This window comes from Amycolatopsis sp. WAC 04197 (assembly GCF_003947475.1).
Taxonomy (GTDB): domain Bacteria; phylum Actinomycetota; class Actinomycetes; order Mycobacteriales; family Pseudonocardiaceae; genus Amycolatopsis; species Amycolatopsis japonica.
In genome coordinates this window covers 230,546-255,807 of sequence record NZ_QHJK01000003.1, presented here as the reverse complement: position 1 = coordinate 255,807, position 25,262 = coordinate 230,546, and the positions used below count along the sequence as shown (strand labels likewise).

Annotated in this window: 12 protein-coding genes; 9 read left to right on the top strand and 3 right to left on the bottom strand. The window is 69.6% G+C overall.

The features are described from left to right. Positions 1-72: 72 nt before the first annotated feature. The 4 genes from DMC64_RS14215 (at position 73) to DMC64_RS14200 (ending at position 7,332) form a co-directional block, all read left to right on the top strand. Positions 73-3,261 (top strand): BTAD domain-containing putative transcriptional regulator, encoded by a 3,189-nt coding sequence (locus DMC64_RS14215; protein ID WP_125733878.1) that lies wholly within the window; start codon positions 73-75, stop codon positions 3,259-3,261. Positions 3,262-3,408: 147 nt separating this feature from the next. Beyond that, entirely contained in the window at positions 3,409-5,985 is a 2,577-nt protein-coding gene (locus tag DMC64_RS14210) for an FtsX-like permease family protein (RefSeq protein WP_125733877.1), read from the top strand. Further along, positions 5,978-6,670, top strand: coding sequence for an ABC transporter ATP-binding protein (locus tag DMC64_RS14205; RefSeq protein ID WP_037338214.1), 693 nt, complete (start codon positions 5,978-5,980; stop codon positions 6,668-6,670). Before DMC64_RS14210 ends, DMC64_RS14205 begins: the two co-directional genes overlap by 8 nt. After that, a complete protein-coding gene (locus tag DMC64_RS14200; protein ID WP_037338216.1) occupies positions 6,670-7,332 on the top strand; it encodes an ABC transporter ATP-binding protein in 663 nt (220 codons plus the stop codon). The genes DMC64_RS14205 and DMC64_RS14200 overlap by 1 nt, the downstream gene beginning before the upstream one ends. 73 nt (positions 7,333-7,405) lie before the next feature. Here DMC64_RS14200 and DMC64_RS14195 read toward each other — a convergent pair whose 3' ends face one another. Continuing rightward, on the bottom strand, positions 7,406-9,034 hold the full coding sequence (locus DMC64_RS14195; RefSeq protein WP_125734267.1) for a tannase/feruloyl esterase family alpha/beta hydrolase: 1,629 nt from the start codon (positions 9,032-9,034) through the stop codon (positions 7,406-7,408). Between the two features lie 241 nt (positions 9,035-9,275). Between DMC64_RS14195 and DMC64_RS14190 the strand changes: the two genes are divergently transcribed. Further along, a complete protein-coding gene (locus DMC64_RS14190) occupies positions 9,276-13,568 on the top strand; it encodes a GH92 family glycosyl hydrolase (RefSeq protein WP_125733876.1) in 4,293 nt (1,430 codons plus the stop codon). Positions 13,569-13,635: 67 nt separating this feature from the next. Here the strand turns inward: DMC64_RS14190 and DMC64_RS14185 are convergent, their stop codons facing one another. Both DMC64_RS14185 and DMC64_RS14180 read right to left on the bottom strand, forming a co-directional pair. Beyond that, positions 13,636-15,012: an MFS transporter gene (locus tag DMC64_RS14185; protein ID WP_125733875.1), complete on the bottom strand. Its 1,377-nt coding sequence runs from the start codon at positions 15,010-15,012 to the stop codon at positions 13,636-13,638. A gap of 338 nt (positions 15,013-15,350) precedes the next feature. Continuing rightward, complete coding sequence (locus DMC64_RS14180; RefSeq protein ID WP_125733874.1) at positions 15,351-18,134, bottom strand: M36 family metallopeptidase; 2,784 nt, start codon at positions 18,132-18,134, stop codon at positions 15,351-15,353. Positions 18,135-18,288: 154 nt separating this feature from the next. On the opposite strand from DMC64_RS14180, the gene DMC64_RS14175 reads away from it, so the two are divergent. Genes DMC64_RS14175 through DMC64_RS14160 form a run of 4 tightly spaced genes read left to right on the top strand, consistent with a single transcriptional unit; the run spans position 18,289 to position 25,194 of the window. Continuing rightward, positions 18,289-19,185, top strand: a complete 897-nt coding sequence (locus tag DMC64_RS14175) for an RNA polymerase sigma-70 factor (RefSeq protein WP_125733873.1) — start codon at positions 18,289-18,291, stop codon at positions 19,183-19,185. A 30-nt stretch (positions 19,186-19,215) separates the two neighbouring features. Next, positions 19,216-19,974, top strand: a complete 759-nt coding sequence (locus tag DMC64_RS14170; RefSeq protein ID WP_125733872.1) for an SDR family oxidoreductase — start codon at positions 19,216-19,218, stop codon at positions 19,972-19,974. Between the two features lie 55 nt (positions 19,975-20,029). After that, positions 20,030-23,110: a GH92 family glycosyl hydrolase gene (locus tag DMC64_RS14165; RefSeq protein ID WP_125733871.1), complete on the top strand. Its 3,081-nt coding sequence runs from the start codon at positions 20,030-20,032 to the stop codon at positions 23,108-23,110. Next, the gene (locus DMC64_RS14160) at positions 23,107-25,194 is read left to right on the top strand and encodes an FUSC family protein (RefSeq protein WP_125733870.1); all 2,088 of its coding nucleotides are present in this window, start codon (positions 23,107-23,109) and stop codon (positions 25,192-25,194) included. Before DMC64_RS14165 ends, DMC64_RS14160 begins: the two co-directional genes overlap by 4 nt. The last annotated feature ends 68 nt before the right edge of the window (positions 25,195-25,262 follow it).

Below are 25,262 nucleotides of genomic sequence, written 5' to 3'. Positions count from 1 at the left end.
GACGCGGCCCGCGCACGGATCGCTGCGGGTTCACGCACGGTCTTGTCGGTGGTCCGCGCTAACGTCGGTTTCGTGCGATTCGGAGTGCTGGGGCCGCTCGCCGCGTGGACGACCGCGGGCGAGCCCGTCGTCGTGCCCGAGGCGAAGGTCCGCCTCCTGCTCGCCGCGCTGCTGTCGCGCGAGGGCAGGGCGGCGTCGGTGTCGTCGTTGACCGACGATCTCTGGGGCGAGCACCCGCCGGGCAATCCTGGCAACACCCTGCAGACCAAGGTCTCCCAGTTGCGTCGCGCCTTGGACCGGGCCGAGCCGGGCGCCAGGAAGCTCGTGACGCACCAACCGGCCGGCTACGTTCTCGCCGTCGAGTCCGGCGAGCTGGACGTCCATCGGTTCCGCGCGCTCACCGCCCGCGCCCGCGAGGCGGTCGACCCGCGCGCTCGTGCGGCCCTGCTGGCCGACGCGCTCGCGCTGTGGCGAGGGCCCGCCTATGCAGGCTTCGAGGACGAGCCCTTCGCCGTCGCCGCCGCTCAGCGGTTGGAAGAGGAAAGGCTGCTCGCCGAGGAAGACCGTGCCGAAGCCCGGCTGGCGCTCGGCGAACACGGCGTCCTCACCGGGGAACTGGCCGGTCTGGTCTCGCGGAATCCGCTGCGAGAGCGGATGCGCGGTCTGCTGATGCGCGCGTTGTACGCGGCCGGGCGGCACAGCGAGGCGCTCGAAACGTATGCCGAGCTGCGGGCCCGCCTGCGTGACGAGTCCGGCCTCGAACCGGGCCCGGACCTCGCGGCGCTGCACCAGGCGATCCTCACCCGCAGCCCGGAGCTCGAGACCGCTCGCGCCGCCGAGCCGGTGCGCGGAAACCTCCCGGAGGCGCTGACCGAGCTGATCGGCCGCACGACCGCGGTCAAGGAGGTCGGGGCGCTCGTCACCGACGCGCGGCTGGTCACCCTCACCGGCCCTGGCGGTGTGGGCAAGACCAGGCTCGCCATCGAGGCCGCGTCGCGGCTCACGATGGCCGACGGCACCTGGCTCGTCGAGCTGGCGGGCTTGGACGTCGTCGAGTGCCCGACGTGCCCGCCGGAGGATCTCGTCGCCGTGGTCGTCGCGGCAGTGCTGGACCTTCGTGAGGAGGCGACGTCCACCGGAACGCTGACCCAGTCGATGGCCGCCGCCTTACGGGACAAGGAGATCCTGCTCGTCCTGGACAACTGCGAGCAGGTCGTCGAGCCGGTCGCGGCAATGGTGGAGCGGTTGCTCGCGGCGGTGCCTCGGCTGCGGGTGCTCGCCACCAGCCAGGAACCGCTCGGGCTGCCCGGGGAGAACGTCTGGGCGGTGCCGCCACTCGAACTGCCCGAGCACCCGGATTTCGCCGCCGTGCGGGAATCGAGCGCGGTCCGGCTGTTCGCGGCCCGCGCCGAGGCGGCGGCGCCGGGATTCGCGCTGGACGCGGAGAACGCGGCGGTGGTCGCCCGGATCTGCCGCACCCTCGACGGAATCCCGCTGGCCCTCGAACTCGCCGCCACCCGCGTCCGGACGCTCGGCGTGCACGAGCTCCTCGCCCGCCTGGACGACCGGTTCGGCCTGCTGTCCTCGGGCAGACGAGGCGGGCCGCGCCGTCAGCAGACCCTTCGCGCGATGATCGACTGGAGCTGGAGCCTCCTGAGCGAGCCCGAGCAGATCGTGCTGCGCAGGCTCGCCGTCCACGCCGAGGGGTGCGGGCTCGACGCGGCCGAGTCGGTCTGTGCGGGCGGTGAGATCGCCGCCGGGGACGTCCTGGATCTGCTGTCCCGTCTCGTCGACAGGTCGTTGGTGGTCAGCAGGCCGGGCAGGTCCGGGGAGCCGCGGTTCCGGCTCTTGGAGTCCGTTTCGGCGTACGCCCTGGAGCATGCCGAGCGAGCGGGCGAACTCGACGATCTGTACTTGCGGCACGCCCGTTTCCACATCGAGCTGGCCGAACGTGGTGACGTCGGGTTGCGCGGCCGGGAGCAGCGCCGGTGGCTCGACAGGCTGGACGCCGAGGGTGCCAACACCCGGCGAGCACTGGAAACGTTGTCGAGGCAAGGAGAACAACGGCTGGCGGCGCGGCTGGTCAACGCGACGACCTGGTTCTGGTTCCTGCGCGGCCGGCTCACCGAGGCCCGGCGATCGCTGGACCTCGTGCTCGGTATGGAGATCGACGCCGGGGACGAGTACGCCCAGGCTCTCGGCTGGCGCACCGGGATCGCCGTGCTCGACGGCACCGGCACGGACGCCGCCGTGGACGAGACCGTGCGGGGCATCGCCGATCCCGGTGTCCGGGCGCGGATGTCGTGGTTCCTCGGCTACGCGTGGTCGACGGTCGGCGACCTGTGCCGGGCGGAGAAGCTCACTCTCGACGCGTTGGAAACCGCCCGCGACATCGGCGACGACTGGAGTGCCGCGGCGGCGCTGAGCGACCGGGCGTCCCATCTGATCTCCGGCGGCGACCTCACCGGAGGAGGCCGGGTCGCCGCGCAGAGCGCCGCGATCTTCGACGGACTCGGCGAACGCTGGGGTTGGCTGCAGGCGTCGTTCGTCCTCGGCATGCTGGCCTCGATCGCCGGGGATTACGAGCACGCCCTTCGCGTCCACCAGGAAAGCCTCCGCCGCGCGGAGGAACTCGAGCTGTGGCCGGAAGTCGCCTACAAACTGTCGTGGCTGGGCCGGACGGCGCTGCTCATGGGCGACTTCGACGAGGGGAGGGAGTTCCATGAGCGGGCAAGGACGCTGGCCGTCGAACACGGCTTCAAACCCGCTGAGGTCTACGCCGAAACCGGGCTCGCGCTCGGCGCGCGACGCCAGGGACTGTTCGACGAGGCCGAGCAGCGTCTGCTGTCCATACTGGACTGGCATCGCCGCGTGGAGTCGGAAGCGGGCAGCACCCTCGTCCTCGCCGAGCTCGGGTTCATCGCCGAACAGCGCGGAGACGCGGTGACGGCGAAACGGCTCCAGCTCGATGGCCTCGCGATCGCGCGCCACAGTGAAGATCCCCGTGCGATCGCGCTCGGCCTCGAAGGTCTCGCCGGCGCGGAAGCGGCGGCCGGCGCGTATCGCCTGGCCGCGCGGCTGTTGGGTGCGGCGGCGGCTTCCCGGCGTTCGGTGGGCGCTCCCCTGCCGAAGGCCGAACGCGGTGACGTCGACCGGATCACCGGCGTCGTCGTCGCGGCGCTCGGAGAAACCGCATTCTCGGCGGAGTGCGAGGCGGGTGAGGCCACACCGATCGATCAGCTGGTGACGGACAGTCAGTAGGCATGCACCCGTATCACCACAATGGACCATCCCTTACTTCACGTCAGCAACAAACGGTGATTTCTTTCTGTCGCCCGGGCGCCTCGACCGGTAGCGTGCGTATCCATGCGGGTGAGGTGGGGGGCTCCCGGCGGGCCCAGGGTGACAATGCCGTGGCGAGCGGCTCCGAGGGCGGCACTGACCAGTCCCCTGACTTTGATCATCGCCGCGGTGACCGCGTTGCTGGCCTGTTTCCTCGGCACGGCAGCGGTCCTGCAGGCCTCGGCCGCGGGCGGCGCGGCGGTCACGTATCAGTCCGACATCGTGTGCCCGGACTACTACGGGCCCGTGTTCAGCAAGGACAACGTCCCCGCCGCGGTCGCTCCGCAGGTGATCGATTCGGTCCGCCGGAACGCGCCGGCGCACGGTTTCCCCGCGCCGGTCACCTCCCGCTACACGCCGTACCTCTTCGGCACCGAATTCAACGGCGACCCCAACTACAAGGTCGTCCTCGCTCATCGGGATCAGGCGCTTCAAGGCCATCTCGATGTGGCGGGCCGATCGACGGGCGCTGGATTCCTGCTCGGCACCGTCGTGGCCGGGGCGGAGAACATCAAGCCCGGCGCCACCCCGAGCATCAAGGGCACCCCGATACCGCCGGTGACGGGGCTGTACCGCGACCTTCCCGATCCCGCGCCGCGCTGGTGGTGCTCGCAACAGCGGAACGCCGTCGTCAGCAGGCTCGCCAACGACCCGCTCGACTCGGTCATGTTCGCCAACGACGGCAAGACCTTCGACGACACGGTCCGCGCGCTGGGCATCCCGACGATCAAGACGCTCCACATGTCGTTCTACGACGCCCCGCCCAAGACCGTGGGTGAGGCCGAGGATCTCCAGGAACGTGGGAAAGCGCTCATCGCCGCGGTCAAGGCGGATCTGGGTTCGCGCGGCCTCGGTGACGCGATCACCGGGTCGCTGCCGTTCGAGCGCTCCGTGGAGATCAGCAACCAGGCGGAATCGAACGTCCTGATCTCGATCCTGCCGCTCGCGGCCATCAGCATCCTGGTCGGCTGCGCCGGGATCGGCACGGTCGCCCTGCAGTGGTACCAGCGGCGGCATCCGCAGCTGAGGTTGCTGTCGGCCCGCGGCAGCGGCCCGGGAGCGCTCGGACTGCTCGCGGTGGCCGAGCTCGGGCTCCCGATCGTGGCGGGCGGCGCGGCGGGCGCGGTCCTGGCCCGGCTGTTGCTCGGCGTGTACGGACCACCGGGTGAGCTGAACGACGGGGCGACACTGTGGGGGTCGCTCGTCGCGGCCGCGATCCTGCTCGTTTCGCTCACGCTGCTCGCCGGCGTGATCTCCGTCCGCACCCATCGGGAATTCGAACTCGGCCGGGTCCGCTCCGGGCGGCGCAAGAAGGTGAAGCTCCTGGCCTTCTTCCCGTGGGAGCTGCTCACCGCCGCTATCGCCCTGCTCGGCTGGAACCGGCTCGTCGACTACAGCAAGGGATCGCGGATCGGCAACCCGCTCCCCCAGGTCGACCCGCTCGCGCTCACCTATCCGGTGTTCGTCGTGCTCACCGTCGGGATCGTCGCCGCGCGGCTGGCCTGGCTCGCCCTGCACGCGTCGCATCGCGCGCATCTGTGGTCCCGGCCCGCGCTGCAACTGGCCATCCGGCGGCTCGCCAGCGCCCGTGCCCCGGTCACCGGCGTGCTCGTGATCGGCACGCTGGCCATCGGGACGCTGGCCACGGGGATCGGCATCGCCCGAGGCCAGGAGGAGGCGCTGCAGACGAAGTCCGCCATCTTCGTCGGGGCCGAGACCAGGGTCGACACCGAAAGCGTCGTCGGCACCGGCAAGGTCGCGCTGCCCGGCTCGATCACCGGCAGCACCGCGATCGTCGGCGAACTGACCGGTGCGGGCAACGTCGTGCTGGTCGTGGATCCGCGGACGTTCCGGCAGGCAGCCACGTTCGGCCCGCTCGACGGAGCGGAGGTCGACCGGCTGCTGGGCGGCCTGTCGAGCCCGGGCGCCGGTGTCCCCGCGATCCGGATCGGGAACGACCCCGCCCAGAAGGCCACACTGCCTGCCGGTCTCGGAGAAGCCAGAGCGGTCGGCGAACTGCCGATGTTCCCGATCATCGGCACCAAGGCCGGGTACGTGGTCTCCCGGGATTCGCTCAGCGAGGCGCAGCTGCGCTCCGTGCCCAAGTGGAGCCTGCTGTCCAGCTCGTCGATGACGCAGGTGACCGAGGCGCTGGCCTCCGTGGGGGTGATGACCGCGGTCAACCGGGTCACCCGCGAGTCCGCGCTCGACGCGCTCCCGTTCTACGTGGTGTCGTGGACGTTCTCGTTCATGGCCCTGCTGGGTGCCGTGCTCGGTGTGGTGGCGGTGCTGTCGCTCCTGGTGGCGGTCGAAGTCCGCCGTCGCCAGAACGCGCTGGCCGGGGCCTTGGTGCTGCGGATGGGGATGCGGCCTCGCGCACTGCTGGCGAGTCATCTGATGGAGCTGGGCGCGCTCAGCGGGCTCGCCGTGGTGATCGGCGTCGTCTGCGGTGTGTCGGTCGCGGGACTTTCGGTGCCGCGCTTCGACCCGGCGACGTTCCTGCCGCCGCAATCGGCGCTGCCCGACCCGACCCCGCTCGCCCTGACAGTGCTCGCCGTCGGTGTGCTCGTCGTGGCGCTGGCGGGCTGGATCGCGATGCGCTCGGTGCGCACCGCCCGGACCGCGGAGTTGATCCGTGCCTGAGAAACCGATCTTCCGGCTCCGCGGCATCGGCGTCGACTACCAGACGCCGGCGGGCACCGTGACCGGCGTCGACGACGTCACCATCGACATCCCGGCGCGCGGCATCACCGTGCTGGCGGGGCCGTCCGGCTCCGGGAAGTCGACCCTGCTGCGGACGCTCGGCCTGTTCGAGCAGCCCGTGCGGGGCACGATCTCTTTCCAGGGCACCGAAACCGGAAAGCTCCGGCATCGCGACCGGAGGGCGCTGCGGCGGCACCACCTCGGCCTGGTGTTCCAGAACCCGACCGACAACCTGCTCGGATATCTGAGCGTCGCCGACAATCTCCGCGCGGCGGCGGAATCGGCCGGAACCGAATGCCTGCCCGACGACATCCTCGATCAGCTGGGGCTCGGCGGGACCGGCAGCTGGCGGATCTCCGCGCTGTCGGGCGGGCAGCAGCAGCGTCTCGCCTTCGGCTGCACGCTCGCTCGCCGCTCGACCGTCGTACTCGCCGACGAGCCGACGTCCCAATTGGACGAAGCCTCGGCCGACCGCGTGCTCGACACCCTGAAGTACCTGGCGGGTCAGGATTTCGCCGTCATCGTCGCCTCGCACGACGACCGGCTCATCGAACTCGGCAGCCGGGTGGCGCGGATGCACAAGGGCAGACTGGAAAAGGTCGAAGAACGGGAGGTCGTGCCGTGATGGCGGAACCCGCCCTCGAGGCCGTCGGGTTGCGCCGCCGGTTCCCCCATCCCAGCGGGGACGTCGAAGTCCTGCGCGGGCTCGAACTGCGGGTGGCCGCGGGTGAGCTGGTCACCGTGTCCGGCCGTTCCGGCTCCGGCAAGAGCGCGTTGCTGGCCCTGCTGTGCGGCTTCGACTCGCCCGATTCCGGCAGTGTCCTGCTGGACGGCGTCCCGATAGCGGGCGCGCCGCCATGGCACACCTGCGCCGTCCTGCCGCAGGCGCTCGGCCTGGCGAACGAGCTGACGATCGCGGAGAACGTGGCGTTGCCGCTGCGGCTCCGGTCCGACATCCCCAAGCCCAGCGCGAAGGACATCCACACGCGGGTTTCGGAACTGCTGGAGGAACTCGGGATCGGCGACCTCGGCGACCGCTACCCGCTGGAAGTCTCCTTCGGGCAGCAGCAGCGCGTCGCGCTCGCCAGGGCGGTCAGCGGGCGGCCCCGGGTCCTGCTCACCGACGAGCCGACGGCGCATCTGGACGCGGGGAGCACGCCGCGGGTGCTGCGGCTGTTGCGGCGCTGCGCCGAAGAGGGTGCCGCGGTCATCGTGGCGACGCACGACGACGAGGTGCACCGGATCGCGGACCGGAGGGTCCGGCTTCTGGACGGCGTCCTTTCCTAGCTTCCGGATGTCATGAAAGGGTCGTTCAGGACGTTTTTCGTCCTGAACGACCCTTTCATGACATTTGGCGCGGCTACGGAGCGACCGGCCCCGGCTTGTTGTACAGCCCGTTCCCCGCCCAGTTCACGAGATCGTGCGAAGGCCGCGAAGGCGGAGCGGGCACGAAGTTCGCGGCGTCGTCGACGCTTCCCGTGCCGTCGTACTTGGCCTGCAGCGGATACGGGAACACCGGTCGCGTGCGGAAGACCTTGCCGTCGGCGTCGCGGCCGGTGGCGATCGTCCGGTCCGGTGCGGTGCCGCGCTCGACCCAGGAGACCAATTCCTTCAGCGGGTCGTACTCGGTCAGCTTGTCGCCGGTCGCGCAGTGGTACAGCGCGGGAACCATGAACAGCCGGGCCCAGTCCCGCGTCGCGGCGGGGCCGCCGTTGGCGCGGGTGAGCCGCTCGTAGTAGTCGATACTGCCCGCGGCGGGGATCGCCTGGTCCGCCCAGCCGTGCCAGATCACGAGTTTCCCACCCGCACGACGGAATTCGCGCAGATCCGTCGACATCGCGTTGGAGCGGATGCCTTCCGGGGTCAGCCGGTCGAATTCACGGGAGGTGAAGGCGAATTTCTCGACCGACGAATGCGGTGTGCCGATCGGGTAGGCCATGTACTTCAGGTAGTTGTCGGCGAGTGCCTCCGCGAAGGCGATGCCGCCGGTTTCCGGCGACGGGATGATCCAGCCGTACCACGAGAGTTCGGAACCGACGGTCTGCCCGCCCGGGTACAGCTTGCGGCCGCGTTCGTCGGTCGGCGGCGCGTAGATCTTCTTCGTGGCGGCCACCTGCGCCGGCGTGAGGCAGCCCGCGTTGTCGATGCCCGGCGGGCAGGCGATCGTGGCCGGGTCGAAGTGGCAGGTGCGCGGGTCGTCGATGGCGCCGTCGCCGAGTCCGTCGGACTTGTCGCAAGAGGACAGTGCGGCGGCGTGCAATGCCGGGAGTTTCTCGGCGGTCAGGATCGGTTTGCCGTCGGCGCCGGTGTTCGCCTTCGCGAGCCAGGTCTGATACACGCCGAGCAGCGGGCCCCAGTATCCGGCCGGTGCGCCCGCGACGATGCCGTCGAAGTCGTGCGGATAGCGCTGTGCGAGCAGGAGCGCCTCGCGGCCGCCGTCGGAGCAGCCGCTGAAATACGACTTCCTCGGCGGAGCGCCGTAGAACGCCGTGATCAGCCGTTTGGACGCCTTCGAGACCACGTGCGGGGCACGGAACGCGAAGTCGTCACGGGCGGCCTGGTCGTTTTCGGCCCACTTGCCGTCATCGACGACGGAGGGGGTCTTGCCGACGTGCCCGTCGTCGGTGGCCGCCACGGCGACGTCGCCGCCGTGCGGGAGACCGCAATCGGCGAACGGCGGCGTGGTGACCACGCCGCAGAAGCCGCCGCAGCCGAACTGCAGGTACCGGCCGGCGTAGGTCTTGGTCGGCAGCCGCAGCTGGAACCGCACCGCCGGCTCCACGTAGCCGCGGACGTCGCAGTTCTCCGGTTCGGTCGCCGTCGCCGGTACGACGGTCGCGCTCTCGACGTGTGTGGTCGCGCCGGGAACGTCGTAGGTCCGCACCAAATCGGCGCAGGTGCGCACGGGGCGGACCGTCGTTCCGCCGGCGGTGGCCGCCGGAGCCGTGAGTATCGAGCCTGCCGTGATGAGCGCCGCCACGCCGAGCATGGACAACCGCCGCATGTCCCCACCCCAGTTTCCCGGATCGACTTCAGCCGTCACTTCACCCTGGCCCCGGCTCTGTCCGTTGTCCACCGGGTTTCGGGACAGCCGGGTTGTCCAGTTCGGGCCAGGTTTGTCCGAGTGTCTTGACATCGATGTCACAGCCGGGCTTTTCTCTCTGGGCGCCACCGGTCCCCCTGCCTGGTCGGCGCCCAGCATGCCCCCGCGAGAAAGCATTGGTGCAACGATGCCCCGAAGCGTCAGACCTTGGGTCTGCGGCCTCCTGAGTGCCACGGTGGTGGCGTCCGGGCTGGTGGCCCTCCCCGCCACCGCCTCGGCCGAAGAGCTCCCACCGGATTTCTACTCGTCGTTCGAACAAGGCGAACCGGAGCCGACGTGGAGCGACACCGTCGACGTCGACCCGTCCGGCAAGCCCAAGGCGTTCGGTGTCGACGGCGCGAACGCCACCACCATCCCCGGTGACATCCGCGGCAAGGTCACCGAGGTCACCGCCAACAGCGAGAACACCCCGAACGAGGGTGTGGCGAACCTGGTCGACGGTTCGACCGATACCAAATGGCTGGCCTGGACCCCGACCGGCTGGGCGCAGGTCACGCTGTCCGAGCCGACGTCGATCACCCGGTACGCGCTGTCCTCGGCGAACGACTTCGACAACCGCAATCCGCAGGACTGGACGCTTCAGGGCTCCGCCGACGGCAAGTCCTGGACCGATCTGGACAAGCAGACCGGGCAGAAGTTCAGCGAGCCGTTCCAGACGAAGGAGTACCGCCTCGCCGCCGCGAGTGCCGCGTACAAGTTCTTCCGGCTCGACGTGACCAAGAACAACGGCGGCCCGATCATGCAGCTCTCGGAGCTGCTGCTGGCGAACGAGGACCCGGCCCCGCCGGCGCTGCCGAACATGCGCAGCTTCACCGACAGCGGTCCGGGCAGCGGCTACACCAGCAAGAACCGGGTCGGCTTCACCGGCCTGCGCGCGTTCCGCTACTCCGGCAGCCACAAGGCGCAGGGGCACGGCTGGTCGTACAACAAGATCTTCGACGTCGACATCCCGGTGGCGGCGACCTCGGAGTTGTCGTACAAGGTGCAGCCCGAGTTCATCCGCGGCGACCTGAAGTACCTGAGCACGAACGTCGCCGTGGACCTGGCGTTCACCGACGGCACCTACCTGAGCCAGCTCGGCGCGGTCGACCAGTACGGTTTCGGCCTTTCCCCGCAGGGCCAGGGCGCGAGCAAGGTGCTCTACACCAACCAGTGGAACCTGGTGCGCTCGCAGATCGGCGTGGTCGCGAAGGGCAAGACGATCGACCGGATCCTGGTCGGCTACGACAACGCCGACGGACCGGGTTCGCTGCAGGGCTGGCTGGACGACATCAAGGTCTCGGCGACGCCGACACCGCCGGCGAGCCTGCGCCCGTCCGACAACGTGCTGACCACGCGCGGTTCGCTGTCCAACGGGTCGTTCTCCCGCGGCAACAACATGCCCGCGACCGCGGTCCCGCACGGGTTCAACTTCTGGATCCCGACGACCGACGCGGGCACGTTGAGCTGGATGTACTCCTACCACTCGCGCAACAACGAGCAGAACCTCCCGGCGCTGCAGGCGTTCTCCGCGAGCCACGCGCCGAGCCCGTGGATGGCCGACCGGCAGACGTTCCAGTTCCTGCCCTCGACCGCGAGCGGTGTGCCGAATCCCGATCGTGAGGCGCGGAAGCTGCCGTTCAAGCACTCCAACGAGACGGCGCGGGCGCACTACTACGGCGTCGACTTCGAGAACGGGATCAAGACCGAGGTCGCGCCGACCGATCACGCCGCGCTGTACCGGTTCAAGTTCCCCGGCGCGGACTCGAACCTGATCTTCGACAACGTCAACAACAACGGCGGGCTCACCCTCGACCCGGCAGGCCGGTCCATCACCGGGTACAGCGACGTGAAGAGCGGGCTGTCGGCCGGTGCGACCCGGATGTTCGTCTACGCCACGTTCGACAAGCCGGTGACCGCCGGTTCGAAGCTGTCCACCGGTTCGGGTGACCAGAAGCGGGACAACGTCCTCGGCTACCTCAAGTTCGACGCGGGCGCCGACAAAACGGTGAACATGCGGATCGCGACCTCGCTGATCAGTGTGGACCAGGCGAAGAAGAACATGGAGCAGGAGCTCGCGCCGAACGCGACTCTCGAATCCGTCGCCGACGCCGCGCAGAACGCGTGGGATCAGAAGCTCAAGGTCGTCGAGGTCGAAGGGGCCTCGAAGGACCAGCTGATCACGCTGTACTCCAACCTCTACCGCCTGTTCCTGTACCCGAACTCGGGCTTCGAGAACGTCGGCACGGTCGAGAAGCCGGTGAAGAAGTACGCGAGCCCGGTGTCGCCCAAGGCCGGTCAGGACACCCCGACCCAGACCGGGGCGAAACTGGTCGACGGCGAGTTCTACGTCAACAACGGGTTCTGGGACACCTACCGCACGGTGTGGTCGGCGTATTCGCTGCTCAGCCCGGAAACCACCGGCAAGCTCGTCGACGGTTTCGTGCAGCAGTACCGCGATGGCGGCTGGATCTCGCGCTGGTCCTCCCCCGGCTACGCGGATCTGATGACCGGGACCAGTTCGGACGCCGCGTTCGCGGACGCCTATCTCAAGGGAGTCAAGGGATTCGACGTCCAGTCGGCCTACGACTCGGCGATCAAGAACGCCACCGTGACCCCGCCGAACGGCGCGGTCGGGCGCAAGGGCATCGACGAGGGCACCTTCCTCGGATACGCGCCGAACACCGCGGACCACGGGTTCTCCTGGGCGATCGAGGGCTACGTCAACGACAACGCCATCGCGAACATGTCGAAGAAGCTCTACGACGAGGCCCCGGCGAACGACCCGCGCAAGCAGGAGTACCTGGACAACTACGGGTACTTCACCGAGCGGGCCACGCAGTACGTGAACGTGTTCGACCCGAGTGTCGGCTTCTTCCAGGGCCGTGACGCGGCGGGCAAGTTCACCCGAAGCAAGGAGCAGTTCGACCCGGAGGTCTGGGGTATCGACTACACCGAGACCAACGCGTACGGCATGCGGTTCTCGGTCCCCCAGGACGGACAGGGTCTGGCGAACCTCTTCGGCGGCAAGGCGGGGCTGGCGTCCAAATTGGACGAATTCTTCGCCAAACCCGAGCAGGGGCTCAAATTCGGCACCTACCCCGGGGTCATCCACGAGATGACCGAGGCCCGGGACGTGCGGATGGGCATGTACGCGCATTCGAACCAGGCCGCGCACCACACGCTCTACATGTACGACTACGCGGGCCAGCCGTCGAAGACGCAGGCGAAGGTCCGCGAGGCGCTGGCCAGGTTGTACGTCGGCAGCGAACTCGGCCAGGGCTACGGCGGTGACGAGGACAACGGCGAGCAGTCGGCCTGGTGGCTGTTCGGCATGCTGGGCTTCTACCCGCTTCAGGTCGGCAGCTCCGACTACGCGATCGGCTCGCCGTTGTTCACCAAGGCGACCGTGAACCTGCCCGGCGGCAAGAAGATCGTGGTCAACGCGCCGAAGAACAGCGCGAAGAACGTCTACGTGCAGGGCCTGAAGGTGAACGGCAAGGCGCAGACGTCGACGTCGCTGGCACATTCGGCGATCGCGAACGGCGGGACGCTCGACTTCGACATGGGTCCGAACCCGTCGTCCTGGGGTACCGGCCCGGACGACGCGCCGAAGTCGATCACCAAGGGCGACGCGGTGCCGACGCCGGTGCACGACCTGACCAAGCCGGTCTCCGGCGGGGACGCGGCGTTCTTCGACAACACCTCGCGGACCGAGGCGAAGGTCAAGGCGCCGATCCAGTACCAGGTGCCCTCGACGAACGAGGCGGGTTCGTTCTACACGCTGACTTCGGGCAAGGGCGCGGGCGACGCGAAGAGCTGGGTGCTGAAGGGTTCCTACGACGGGAAGACCTGGGCGGTCGCGGATCAGCGGACCGACCAGACGTTCCAGTGGCGTCAGCAGACCAGGGCGTTCAAGATCGCGAATCCGGCGCATTACGCCTACTACCGGCTCGAGGTCACCGCGACCACGGGCGGCGAGGCGTCGCTGTCGGAGTTCGAGGTGCTGGGCAAGCCCGACGCGGCGTGCACCCAGACGATCACGGGTGAGCGCAAGGGTCCGTTGACCGTGCGGAGCGGGGTGACCTGTGTGGACGGTGCGACGGTGTCCGGTCCGGTGTCGGTCGCGGCGGGTGCGAGCCTGATCGTCCGCGGCGGCTCGATCTCCGGTCCGGTGACCGCGAACGGCGCGGCGCAGGTCGTGCTGGACCGGACGAAGGTGGGCGGCCCGGTGGCGATCACCGGGACGACCGGGACGGTCTCGATCGAGCTGACCGAGATCGGCGGGCCGGTGGCGTTGACGGGCAACAAAGGGCCGGTGCTGACTTCCAGCACGATCGGCGGCCCCCTGGCGTGCGCGGCCAACTCCCCCGCTCCGATGGACTACGACCTGCAGAACACCGTCCGCGGCCCGGCCGCCGGGCAGTGCGCGAAGCTGTAGTCCTCCGGTATGCGCGTGAAGGCCTCCTTCCCTCGGCTGAGCCGAGGGAAGGAGGCCTTCACGCGTTTCAGGAGCGCAGGATGCCGAAACCGACCAGGGTCGCGGACAGCACTGTGAGCGCGAGACCCGCGTAGGTGGTCGCCGTCAGGAAGTCGGCCGAGTGCAGGGCCGCGGTCAGCGCACCGGGGAAGGCCAGCGCCAGGATGGTGCCGCTCGACGCGATGCCGATCCCGGTCGTGACCTCGCTGGCGGTGTCGACGAGCGCGGCTCCAATGGTGGTCCGGTTCGAGGGCAGGCCCCGCATGACGTTCGTGCCCGCGACGACACCGACCACTCGCATCCCGACCGCGACCAGGGCGAGCGCGACGGCGATCCAGGTGTAGCCGAGCCCGCCGAACACGGTATAGACCGCGAGTCCGCACACGACGGCGGCGGCACTGAGCCAGGCGGCTTTGGTGAGCCCGACGCGGGTGATCAGCGGGGTGATGACGGCGCCACCGGCGATGAGGACGACGACCTGGGGCAGCATCCCCAGCGCCGCTTCGGCCGGCGCCCAGCCGAGACCGAACTGGAGATGCAGCGTCACGAGGTAGCTCAGTCCGGCGGTCGCCAACCCTGCTGCGGCCTTCAGCGCCAGGCCGCTGGATACGAGTGGCCTGGCGACGAGTGCCAGGTCGAGCAGTGGATGCCGGGCGGTCTTCTCACGGACGACGAAGCAGGCTCCGGCGACGAGGGCGGCCGCGCCCCACGGCAGAGCCGAGGAGGTTCCGGCTTCGACGAAGAACGTGGGAGCGAGCAGAGCGAGGACGATCGTCGCGGTTCCCAGGACGGCGCCCGGGACGTCGATCGGTTCGTGGTGCAGGTCGGCGGGATCGTCGGCGGGGATACCGGTGCGGATGCCGAGGAACGCGAGCGCGGCGACGGGCACGTTCACCAGCAGCAGCGCCTGCCATGGCGCGACGGTGAGCGCCAGCCCGCCGGCGGTGGGGCCGACGGCGAGACCGATCAGGCCCACCGTCGAGATCAGCGTGGTCGCGCGGACGCGCAGGACGTCTTCGTCGAACAGCCGGAACGCGAGGGCGAGCGAACCCGGCGTCGTCATCGCGGCCGCGACACCCATGAGCGCGCGGACGGCGATCAGTTGCCACGCGGCGGTGACGACCATCGTGGCCAGGCTCGCCACGCCGAGCAGGACGAGACCGGTGAGCATGATCTTGCGCCTGCCGACGCGGTCGGCCAGCGCGCCGAACGCGAGCATGAGGCCACCGAACACGACGGAATACGCGCCGGTGATCCATTGCAGTGTCGTCGTCGAGGCGGCGAGTTCGCGGCCGATGGTCGGCAGCGCGACGTTGAGGATCGAGTTGTCGAGCATCTCGAACAGGAACACGGCCGAGAGCCCGGCCAGCGCGGGCCATTTCTCGGCGAGAGCGGGGGTACGCAAAGGGTCTACTCCTTCGGAAAGAAGGAGTGACGGTTCGTTCGATACCGCGTATGCGCGTGCTCGGCGAGGTGAGCACGTTTCTACCCCGATGCCTCCAGCCTACTGCACTCGTGAGTGGTACAGACGGTTACGGCCAACGCACGTCTGGTCAAAATTCCGTGAAGGCCTCCTTCCCTACCTTCAGGGTAGGCAAGGAGGCCTTCACGGACAGGCGCGGCGTGAACAAAGGCGTGACTCACGTGATCAGGGACGTGACTCGCGTGATCGGAGGCCGAACTCGGTGTTCCGCCGCTGATCACGCGAGTTCCGCCTTCGATCACGCGAGTGCGGTGGACGGGTCAGGCGGCGGCGCCCCGCACCGCCAGTTTCTGCACGTCCATGTACAGGCACCCGGCCGTCGTCGGCTGCGGCGAGCAGGGCCTGTCCGGATAGAACGACAGCTGGTTGGACGAGACGGTCAGCCGCACGAACCGCACCCCGGTCGCGCTGCCCGGAGCGAGCTGGAGCGCGGTGAGCTTGTTCAGGTCGGCGGGTTTGAAGTCGCCGGTGCCCGCCTTCACCCACGTCGTGCCGTCCACCGAGGTCTCGACCGTGACGTCCTTGGCCGCGGCGGGCGGGTCGTCGCCGCAGACATTGGTCGGATCGATCTCGATGGCGCTCACGTTGACGGGTTTGCCCAGCTTGATCGTGACGAACCGCGTCTCGATCTTGCCGTCGGGACCGACGACCTTGTCGGTCGACCAGCCGCCACCGCCGAGCGCCGACGAGGTCACGAGATCGCCGGGACCGCAGCCGTACGGGGTGAAGTCCTCACCGTTGAAGGCGGTGACACCGGCGCCCGCGTCGCCGGACGCCCAGTTGAACCGCAGCGCCCAGTCGACCTTCGTGGTTCCCGACCGCACCGAGACCGCGCGGGTCTCGCTGTCCGCGCCGCCTCCGGAGGCGTAGACCTTCGGATAGGTGCCGGGGAGCACGCCGGGGATGGTGTAGCCGCCCGCCGCGTCGGTGACGGCGGCCAGCGAACCGGCGAAACCGGAGTCGTGCCCGCTGAACCGGATCGCGACGCCCGCGATCGGGGTGCCGCTGTCGCGGTTGGTGACCCTGCCGGTCACGGTCCCGGTCGGGGTGCCTGCCGGCGGCGGGGTGGAGAAGTCCTCGGCGGGCGCGGTGTCGGCGCCGGTGATCGACGCGGCGAAGTAGCCCATGCCGCGGGCGGCGAACGTCTTCCACAGTTTGGCGTGCGCGCGGCCGCCGTTGATCACCGTGTCGGCCTGCAGGATCGCGTTCCGCATGTCCAGGAACGACGGCGCCGCGGGCGAAAGCTCCATCGCGCGGGTGACCAGCGCCCGCGTCAGCTGTACCCCGAGTGCCGAGCGGACGTCCCACAGCGTGCTCGCCCAGATCTCACCATCGGCGTGGACCTCCGGGAAACCGATGATCCGGCCGAGGTCGCCGTAGGTGTAACCGCCGGGACCGGCTCCGGGCGTGCCGGGGCACTGCGGCGCGCCGGCGCCGACCGGGCAGTCCAGCGGCTGGGTGCGGGCGAGCGGGACGCCGTTGCTGACGTAGTCGCCGCCGAGGAGTTCACCGGGTGCCGAAGTGTCCTTGATCGCGTTGCGCCCGACGAGGTAGTCGAAGGCGTACCAGTCGCTCCACGCCTCGCCCATGGAACCGGACTGCAGCGAGCTCAAGGTGGAGTTGCCCTGCGCGTCGACGACGAGCCGGTTGGACAGGCCGTGCGTGTACTCGTGATGGATGATCGTGGCGTCGTCCGCCGAGTTCGCCGCGAGGAACGGGTCGCTCGGATCCCGGGGGTCGTGGAACAGGAACATCCCCATCGTCGGCGGCTGGCCGTCCGGCGGGGTGCCCATGAACGCGTTGTCGTAGTAGCCCGGAGTCTGCGCGCCGAGCAGCGTGTGGACCTGGACGGCGTCACCGTCGACCTTCTCGAAGTTGCCCGCCTCGCGGGTGAAGCCGATCGGGAACGAGGCCAGGTGGTCGTGGAAGCTCCCGACGTAGGCCAGCGCCTGCACAGCGTTCTGCTCGCGGTTCTTCGCCCATGAGCCGGGCGTCTTCGGGTCCCAGGAGCAGGGTCTCGCCGCCGAGCACGGCGGGCCGACGGCGGCGTTGAAGTCGCTGAACTTGTAGCGGAAGGTGCCGTCGGTGTTCCGGCCGACTTCTTCCTGCGGCTGGAACTTCAGGTCGCCGTTGACGTCGGCGGCGACGTGCGCGACGTTGCCGTCCAGTGTCTTGGCGTCGGCGGGCAGCCAGCCCTTCTGGCTCAGGTCGACCTGCTTCTGCGGGCCGGGCTGAGCCTCCCAAGCGAGGCCCTTGGCTCCGTCGGCGTCGTTGGCGTGGTTGACCAGGTTCTTGCGGTAGAGCAGTTTCCCGGTGCCGGCGTCGGTCACTTCCTGGAACATCTGGTCCACAGCCGGTTTTGTCAGCGTGTACCAGGCGGGACGGATGCCGTCGCCGGTCAGGAACGCGACCTGTTTCGAGTCGGGGCCGGGCGCGGCCAGCGTCGCCGCGCCGAGCGACGCGGGAAGGTCGCGCACGGGCGCGCCGTCCAGCTGGATCAGCCTGCCGTCTTTGGCGACGTGTGCCTTCAGCCCGTTGCCGAACACCGGAACCGCGCCGACGGACTGGGTGAAGGACAGGTGGTGCGTGCCTTCGACGTCGACGTAGTCCTTGCGCAGGTTCAGTTTCGCGGTGTCGGCGGCGCTGAGGCCGACGAGGCCTTCTTTGTCCCGCAGATAGTTCAGCACGATGTCGCGGGGTGACCGGCCGCTCGGTCCGGTGAGGAAACCGTCGGTGCGGGCCAGGACTCGGGGCGTGCCGGTCAGCTCGTCGAAGTCGAGCAGGGCCTGGTTGCCCAGTTCCGCCCGCGCGGCCGCGACGGAGTTCGCCCGCGACGCCGCGAGCCGGTCCCGCGCGGCCAGGACGCGCGGACTGGTTCTCGCCGTGTCACGGACATCGACGTCCTTCCCGGATCTGTCCGGTGTGGTGTGCACGGCGCCAGGTGCCGGTGCCGCACCGGCTTGGGGCGCCGTGACCAGCGCTAATACGGTGATGGCGGTCGCGGCGCACAGCGAGGCACGCGAACGCGACGAACGTGACGTCACTCCAGACCCCTCTCTCGGTGGTGACGCAGACGTTCCATTCGTACCGATACAGTCACAGTGGACGTCAGCGCCGATCAGGTACGGCAATCCCGGTGAGCGGTACCCCTGGCAGGATGGTGTCCACAGTGGATTCAAGAGGGATTCGTAGGGGACGATGGACAGCGCGACGGAATTCGAGCGGCTGAGGCCCGCCATGTTCGGGCTCGCGTATCGCCTGCTCGGTTCGGCCGCCGAGGCGGAGGACGCCGTTCAGGACGCGTATCCGAAATGGGCGGGCGCCGAGCGCGAGTCGATCGGCTCGCCGCGGGCGTGGCTGGCGAAGGTGGTCACCAATCTGTGCCTGAACCGGCTGACCTCCGCCAGGGTGCAGCGCGAGCGGTACGTCGGGCCGTGGTTGCCCGAGCCGGTTCTGACCTCGACCGACGTGCTCGGTCCGCTGGAGACGGCGGAGCAGCGGGATTCGGTGTCGCTGGCGATGCTGGTGCTGCTGGAGCAGCTCAGCCCGGTGGAGCGCGCGGTTTTCGTGCTGAAGGAGGCCTTCGCCTACAGCCATCGGGAGATCGCCGGGATCCTCGACATCTCCGAGGTCAATTCGCGTCAGTTGCACAGCCGTGCGCGAAAGGCGTTGGACCGCTCGGATGAGCGACGGGTTTCGAACCCGCGGCATCACGAGAAACTGGTCGAGAGCTTCCTGTCCGCGGCGCGGGAGGGCGACTTGCCCGCTTTGGAGAGTCTGCTCGCCGCCGACGTGACGGCGTGGTCGGACGGTGGCGGCAAGGTCACCGCGGCGCGGCGTCCGGTGCACGGCGCGGCCAAGGTCGCGCGGCTGTACGCCGGGATGTTCGCCGGTGCCGGCCAGGTGTCGATCGAGATCCTGGAGGTCAACGGCGGCCCGGCGGTGGTCGCGACGGCCGGTGGCGCCCTGTTCGGCGTCCTCGGGTTCGAGGTGGTGGACGGCCGGATCCGCGGGCTGCGCGCGGTCGGCAATCCGGACAAGCTCGCCTTCCTGTCGGGGCAGCTGTCACGTTCCGGGTGGCCCGCTGGTTCTTGAGGGTGAAAGCTTTCGAGAAGGAGGACCAAGGTGGCGAACCCGATTCTGGTGACCGGCGGTACCGGCGACCTCGGCCGTGAGGTGGTGCGGCGGCTGGCCGCCGAAGATCGGCGGGTCCGCATCATGAGCAGGCGGCCGCGGCCCGCGGACGTGCGGCACGAGTGGGCGCGGTGCGATCTGAAGACCGGTGACGGTCTCGCCGAGGCGGTCGACGGTGTGTCGGCGATCATCCATTGCGCGTCGACGCTGGGCCGCGGCGACGAGCAGGTGACGCGGAACCTGGTCGAGGCGGCGAAGCGGGCGGGCGATCCGCACGTGGTGTACATCTCGATCGTCGGCATCGACGTGATCCGGTTCTTCTACTACAACGAGAAGCTGGCCTCGGAGAAGGTGATCGAGGAGTCCGGTCTGCCGTGGACGGTGCTGCGCGCGACGCAGTTCCACGAGCTCGTCGCGCGCGCGTCGTCGGCGCAGCGGCGGCTGCCGGTGACGATCATGCCGTCGGGGTTCCGGTTCCAGCCGGTCAGCACCGGCGATGTCGCGGACCGGCTGGTCGCGCTGGCATCCGGTGAGCCGTCGGGGCGGGTGGCGGACATGGGCGGCCCGGAGGTGCGGAGCGCGCGTGACCTCGCGGAGGCGTATCAGCGCTCGGTCGGGCGCCGGAAGCCGATCGTGTCGCTGTGGCTGCCGGGCAAGGCGGCCAAGGCGTTCCGGGCGGGCGGCAACCTGACCCCGGAGAACGCGACCGGTGTGGGCACCTTCGAGGAGTTCCTCTCCTCCCGCGTTTAGTCCTCTCGATGCGGCACACCGAGCCGGGCTCACGCGCGGGAGTTACGGTGGCCTGGTGACGATCACCGGGTTCTTCTCCTCCTTCGAAACGGGTGATCCGCAGCCGGTGGATCCGGCCTTGCGTGTCGGCACCGGACCGCGTTCGTCGCCGACGGCGAAGCCCGGCGTCGGGTTCACCGGCGCGCACGCGCTCCGCTACGAGAACACGCTGCGCGCGACGCTGTTCGAAGTGGACGTCGAGGTCACCGGCCACACCGAACTGTCCTATGTGGTCTTCCCCGAGGCCGAATCCGACGTGCCCGGCTATCGCGGCACCTTCGTGGCGCTGGACGTCGAGTTCGACGACGGGACGTCGGCGGGGTTCAGCGCCACGGAGCAGGGCCTGGGCAAGACGCTGTACGTGGACCAGTGGAATCTCGTGCGCCGACGGCTGGGTACGTTCGCCGGACGGCGGATCACCAGGATCGTCCTGGTCAGCGAACCTCCGGACGGCGGGAGCGCGGGCTGGGTGGACGACGTCCGGCTCGCCGAGCGCGTGATCGAGATCCGTGAGCCGGTCGATCACGTCCGCACGACCCGCGGCACGCATTCCAGCGACAAGTTCTCGCGGGGCAACAACTTCCCCGCGACGGCGATCCCGCACGGCTTCAACTTCTGGACCCCGGTCACCGACGCGAGCGCCACCAACTGGATCTACGGCTACCACCGGCACAACGACGCCGAGAACCGTCCGGCGCTGCAGGCGTTCGCACTGTCGCATCAGCCGAGCCCGTGGATGGGCGACCGGCACACCTTCCAGGTGATGCCGGGCATCGGAGAGGTGGAGGCCGACCGGTCCCGCCGCGCGCTCGCGTTCTCCCACGACGACGAGATCGACCGGCCGCATCACTACGGTGTCCGGTTCGCCAACGGCGTCACCACCGACATCGCCCCGGCCGATCACGCGGCACTGTTCCGCTTCACCTTCCCGGGTGATCGCGGCTGGCTGCTGTTCGACAACGCCCGCAACCGGGGCGGTGTACGCCTCGACGCGGCGAACGGCGTGGTCACCGGGCACACCTGGGTCCGCAGCCGGTTGTCGGCCGGGGCGCGGCGGATGTTCGTGTACGCCGAGTTCGACGTCCCGGCCGAACGCGGCGGGAGGATCCGGCGTCCGGTGTGGCGCACGGTGACCGGGTTCCTGGAGTTCGCCGCGGGTGAGGTGACGATGCGGATCGCGACGTCGCTGATCAGCCTCGCGCAGGCGAAGCGGAACCTCGACCAGGAGATCCCCGCTGGCACGAGCTTCGAGCAGGTCCGTGACCAGGCCCGCGCCCGGTGGTCCGAGGTGCTGGACCGGATCGAGATCGAAGGCGCCACTGAGGATCAGCGCACCACTTTCTACTCCAACCTCTACCGGCTCTTCCTGTATCCGAACTCCGCGCACGAGGACACGCCGAAGGGCGTCCGTCACGCGAGTCCGGTGATCCGGCGGTGGTGGCCGAGCACACGCACCAGGACCGGCGCGAAGGTCGTGGACGGCGAGATGTACGTCAACAACGGCTTCTGGGACACCTACCGCACCACCTGGCCCGCGTACGCCCTGCTCACCCCGGGCCGGTGCGGACGGATGATCGACGGGTTCGTCCAGCAGTACCGCGAGGGCGGCTGGATCTCGCGCTGGTCCTCCCCCGGCTACGCCAACCTCATGACCGGCACCAGTTCCGACGTGGCGTTCGCCGACGCGTATCTCAAGGGCGTGCGCGGCTTCGACGTCGAGGCCGCCTACGAAGCGGCGCTGAAGAACGCGACCGTGACACCGAGCGGCCAGAGCGTCGGCCGGAAGGGGCTGCACGAGTCGATCTTCCTCGGGTTCACGCCGACGTCGGTCCACGAAGGCCTGTCGTGGGCGCTGGAGGGCTGCGTCAACGACTTCGGCCTCGCCAATTTCGCCGAGGCGCTCGGGCGGAGCGACGACGCCGCGTACTTCCGGCAGCGCTCGCAGCAGTACGCGAACCACTTCGACCACCTGATCGGGTTCTTCCAGGGCCGCAACCGTGACGGGAGCCGACATTTCGGCGCCGCGGGTTACGACCCCGAGGCGTGGGGCGGCGACTTCACCGAGACGAATTCCTGGAACACCGCGTTCTCCGTCCCCCACGACGGCGCCGGGCTCGCCGCGCTGCACGGCGGCACCGAAGCGCTGGAGTCCAAACTGGACACCTTCTTCGCGACCCCGGAGACCGGCCGCAAACCGGGTTCCTACGGTGGGCTGATCCACGAGATGACGGAGGCTCGCGACGTCCGGATGGGACAGTACGGGCATTCCAACCAGCCGTCGCACCACATTCCCTGGATCTATCACCACGCGGGTGCGCCGTCGAAGACGCAGCGGATCGTGCGGGAGGTCCTGCGGCGGCTCTACGTCGGGAGCGACCTCGGCCAGGGTTATCCGGGCGACGAGGACAACGGCGAGATGTCCGCCTGGTACGTCTTCGCCGCGCTCGGGTTCTACCCGCTGGCGATGGGCAGTCCCGAGTACGTGATCGGCTCGCCGCTGTTCACGAAGGCGACCGTCCATCTGGAGAACGGGAAGGACCTGGTCATCGAGGCGCCCGGCAACACGGAGGACACCGTGTACGTCCAGGGGCTGACGATCGACGGGCGACCGCACGACAGCAGCGCGCTGTCGCATTCCGTGCTGGCCGAGGGCGCGGTGCTGAAGTTCGCGATGGGCGGGCAGCCGTCGGAATGGGGCCGCTCCCCCGCCGAGCCCGCCGCCCCGGGCCCGCTCACGGACATCACGGTGGCCGACGGCCCCCTGTTCGACGACACCACCAAGACCGAGGTCACCTTCCCCGGACGCGAACCCGTCATCGAGTTCCCGGTCGAGGACGCCTCGCGTGAGGTCGTGATGTACACGCTGACCTCGGGGAGCCGGCGGGGTGATCCGCGTTCGTGGGTGCTGGAGGGCTCCGACGACGGCGAGCACTGGACGTTGCTGGACCAGCGGGAAGGTGAGCGGTTCCGCTGGCGGCGTCAGACGCGGCCGTTCGCCCTCGCCGGGCCGGTGAGGCACGCCCGATACCGTCTTCGCGTCACCTCGTCCACCGCCCGGCGGGTCACCCTCGCCCAAGGAGAGCTGCTCGCCCGATGATCTCCCGCATCACCCAGGCCACGACCGACCGTCTGGTCGCCTCCGATCCCGGCCTGGTCCGGCTCCGGCTCGGTTTCTCGGCCGTGCTCAGCATCGTGGTCGCGGTGCTGGCCATCCTGCCGTTCCACCAGCCGCTCACGGTCATCCTCGTCGCCGCGATCGCCGCGATGACGTCCGCCTTCACCGTCAACGACGAGACCCCTGGGCAGCAGGCGGTGACGCTGATACTCGGGCTGGTGCTCGGTGCGGCGTCGCTCACCGCGGCGAGTGTGGGCTCGGCGGTGCCGCCGCTGGACAGCATCGTGTTCGTGTTGCTGATCTTCGTCGCGGTCTACGCGCAGCGATTCGGTGCGCGCGGGATCGCGCTGGGTTCGCTGTCGTTCTTCCTGTTCTTCTTCGCGATGTTCCTGCAGACCCATTTGAAGCAGGTCCCGGTACTGCTGCTGGCGCTGACGATCGGGATCGCGGCCAACGCGGTGGTCCGGTTCGTCCTGTTGCGCCGGCATACCGACGCGGAGTTCCTGCGGATCCGGCGGGCGTTCCGGGCCCGGCTCGCCGCGGTGGTGCGCGCGGCGGAGGACCACCTCGCGGTCGGCGGTAGCGAGCGCACCCGCAAGCGGCTCCGCACGACGAACGCCCGGATGCACGAGTCCGTGCTGCTCATCGAGGACACGGCCCCGGAGGTGACCGGCGCGGATTCGGTGAACCGGCTGCGCCGCCGGGCGATCGAGGTCGAGCTGGCGGTGCAGTGGCTGACGATCACGGTGCAGCGCACCTGCGCCGAGGATCTCGACGACGACGTCCGCGACGATCTGATCGCGCGGATGCGGCGGTTCCGGTCGCTGATCGAGCGCGACCCGCGGGAGCTGCCGCTGATCAGCGAGACCGAAGAGTTCAGCAAGATGCTGGTGGAAGGCAGCCGGATCGACGAGCACGCCGCGCCCGGTGACGGCGTCCGGCGCGCGCTCGCCGAACTCGCGCTGGCCGACGTCCGCGCGCAGCGGGTCGCCGAACACGACGTCTCCGATGCCGTCGACGACCCCGAGGATCCCGACGAGGAGAAGTCGTCGGCGTTCGCCTACGACAACCAGACGCGCAGTGCCATCCAGGCCGTCGTGGGCGGCGGGCTCGCCGTGCTCGGCGGGGAGCTGGTGTCGAGCCAGCGGTGGTACTGGGCGGTGCTGACGGTGTTCGTGGTGTTCATCGGCTCGTCGACCGCGGGGGCGACGTTCGTCAAGGGGGTCCGGCGGATCGGCGGCACGCTGATCGGGATCGTGGGCGGGCTGGTGCTGACGCTGCTCGTGTCGGGCAGTGTGCCGGCGACGCTGGCGCTGATCCTGGTGTGCGTGTTCGGCATGGTCTACATGGCGCGGGTGTCGCAGGTGATCATGGCGTTCTTCATCACCAGCATGCTCGGGCTGCTGTACAGCCTGCTGGGGACGTTCAGCCTCGAGGTGCTGTGGATCCGGGTCGCGGAGACCGCGGTCGGCGCGGCGGCCGGGGTGCTGGCGGCGGTGGTGATCGTGCCGGTGCGCACGCGCGCGGTGATGCTCGACGACGTCTCGGCGTTGCTGGAGGAACTGGACGAGTTCGTCGAGAAGACCGCGGGCCTGTTGTCCGGTGCGGAGAACGTGAGCGTCATCGAGAAGTCGCGTGACCTGGACCGGGCGGTGGACAAGGTCCGCACGACGATCGAGCCGCTGACGCATCCGGTGAACCTCAGCAGCCGCCGGGACTACGGCTGGCACGTGCTCACGACGGTGGAGACGATCGCCTTCCGCGCCCGGCACGTCGCGGCGCGGGCGCAGGCGGGGCTGCTGCTCAACGAGGCGGACCGGCTGCTGCTGTACACCGGGCGGATCCGGGCGAACACCGCCGTACTGCGGGAGGCGATCGGTGATCCCGGCGGTTCGGGACACGGGACGCTGGTCCGGGACGACGGGACGCCGGTGGCGGACCGGATCGACGATCCGCGGGCGCGTTCGGTGCTGACGAGCCTCGGGCACTTGGACGAGACGGTGATCGCGCTGGGGCGGGTGTTCGGGGTGGAGGCCACCGATCCGGAGCCGTCCGGGAAGCCGTGACGTCCCCGGCTCGGTCCGTGAAGGCCCCCTTCACTGCGTCTAGCGCAGTGAAGGGGGCCTTCACGTAC

What these genes read in the sequence shown, in the direction of transcription:
- DMC64_RS14190 (WP_125733876.1), top strand. Translation starts at nt 9,276, where the DNA reads ATGCCCCGAAGCGTCAGACCTTGGGTCTGCGGCCTCCTGAGTGCCACG.
- DMC64_RS14160 (WP_125733870.1), top strand. Translation starts at nt 23,107, where the DNA reads ATGATCTCCCGCATCACCCAGGCCACGACCGACCGTCTGGTCGCCTCC.
- DMC64_RS14175 (WP_125733873.1), top strand. Translation starts at nt 18,289, where the DNA reads ATGGACAGCGCGACGGAATTCGAGCGGCTGAGGCCCGCCATGTTCGGG.
- DMC64_RS14210 (WP_125733877.1), top strand. Translation starts at nt 3,409, where the DNA reads ATGCCGTGGCGAGCGGCTCCGAGGGCGGCACTGACCAGTCCCCTGACT.
- DMC64_RS14195 (WP_125734267.1), bottom strand. Translation starts at nt 9,034, where the DNA reads ATGCTCGGCGTGGCGGCGCTCATCACGGCAGGCTCGATACTCACGGCT.
- DMC64_RS14200 (WP_037338216.1), top strand. Translation starts at nt 6,670, where the DNA reads ATGGCGGAACCCGCCCTCGAGGCCGTCGGGTTGCGCCGCCGGTTCCCC.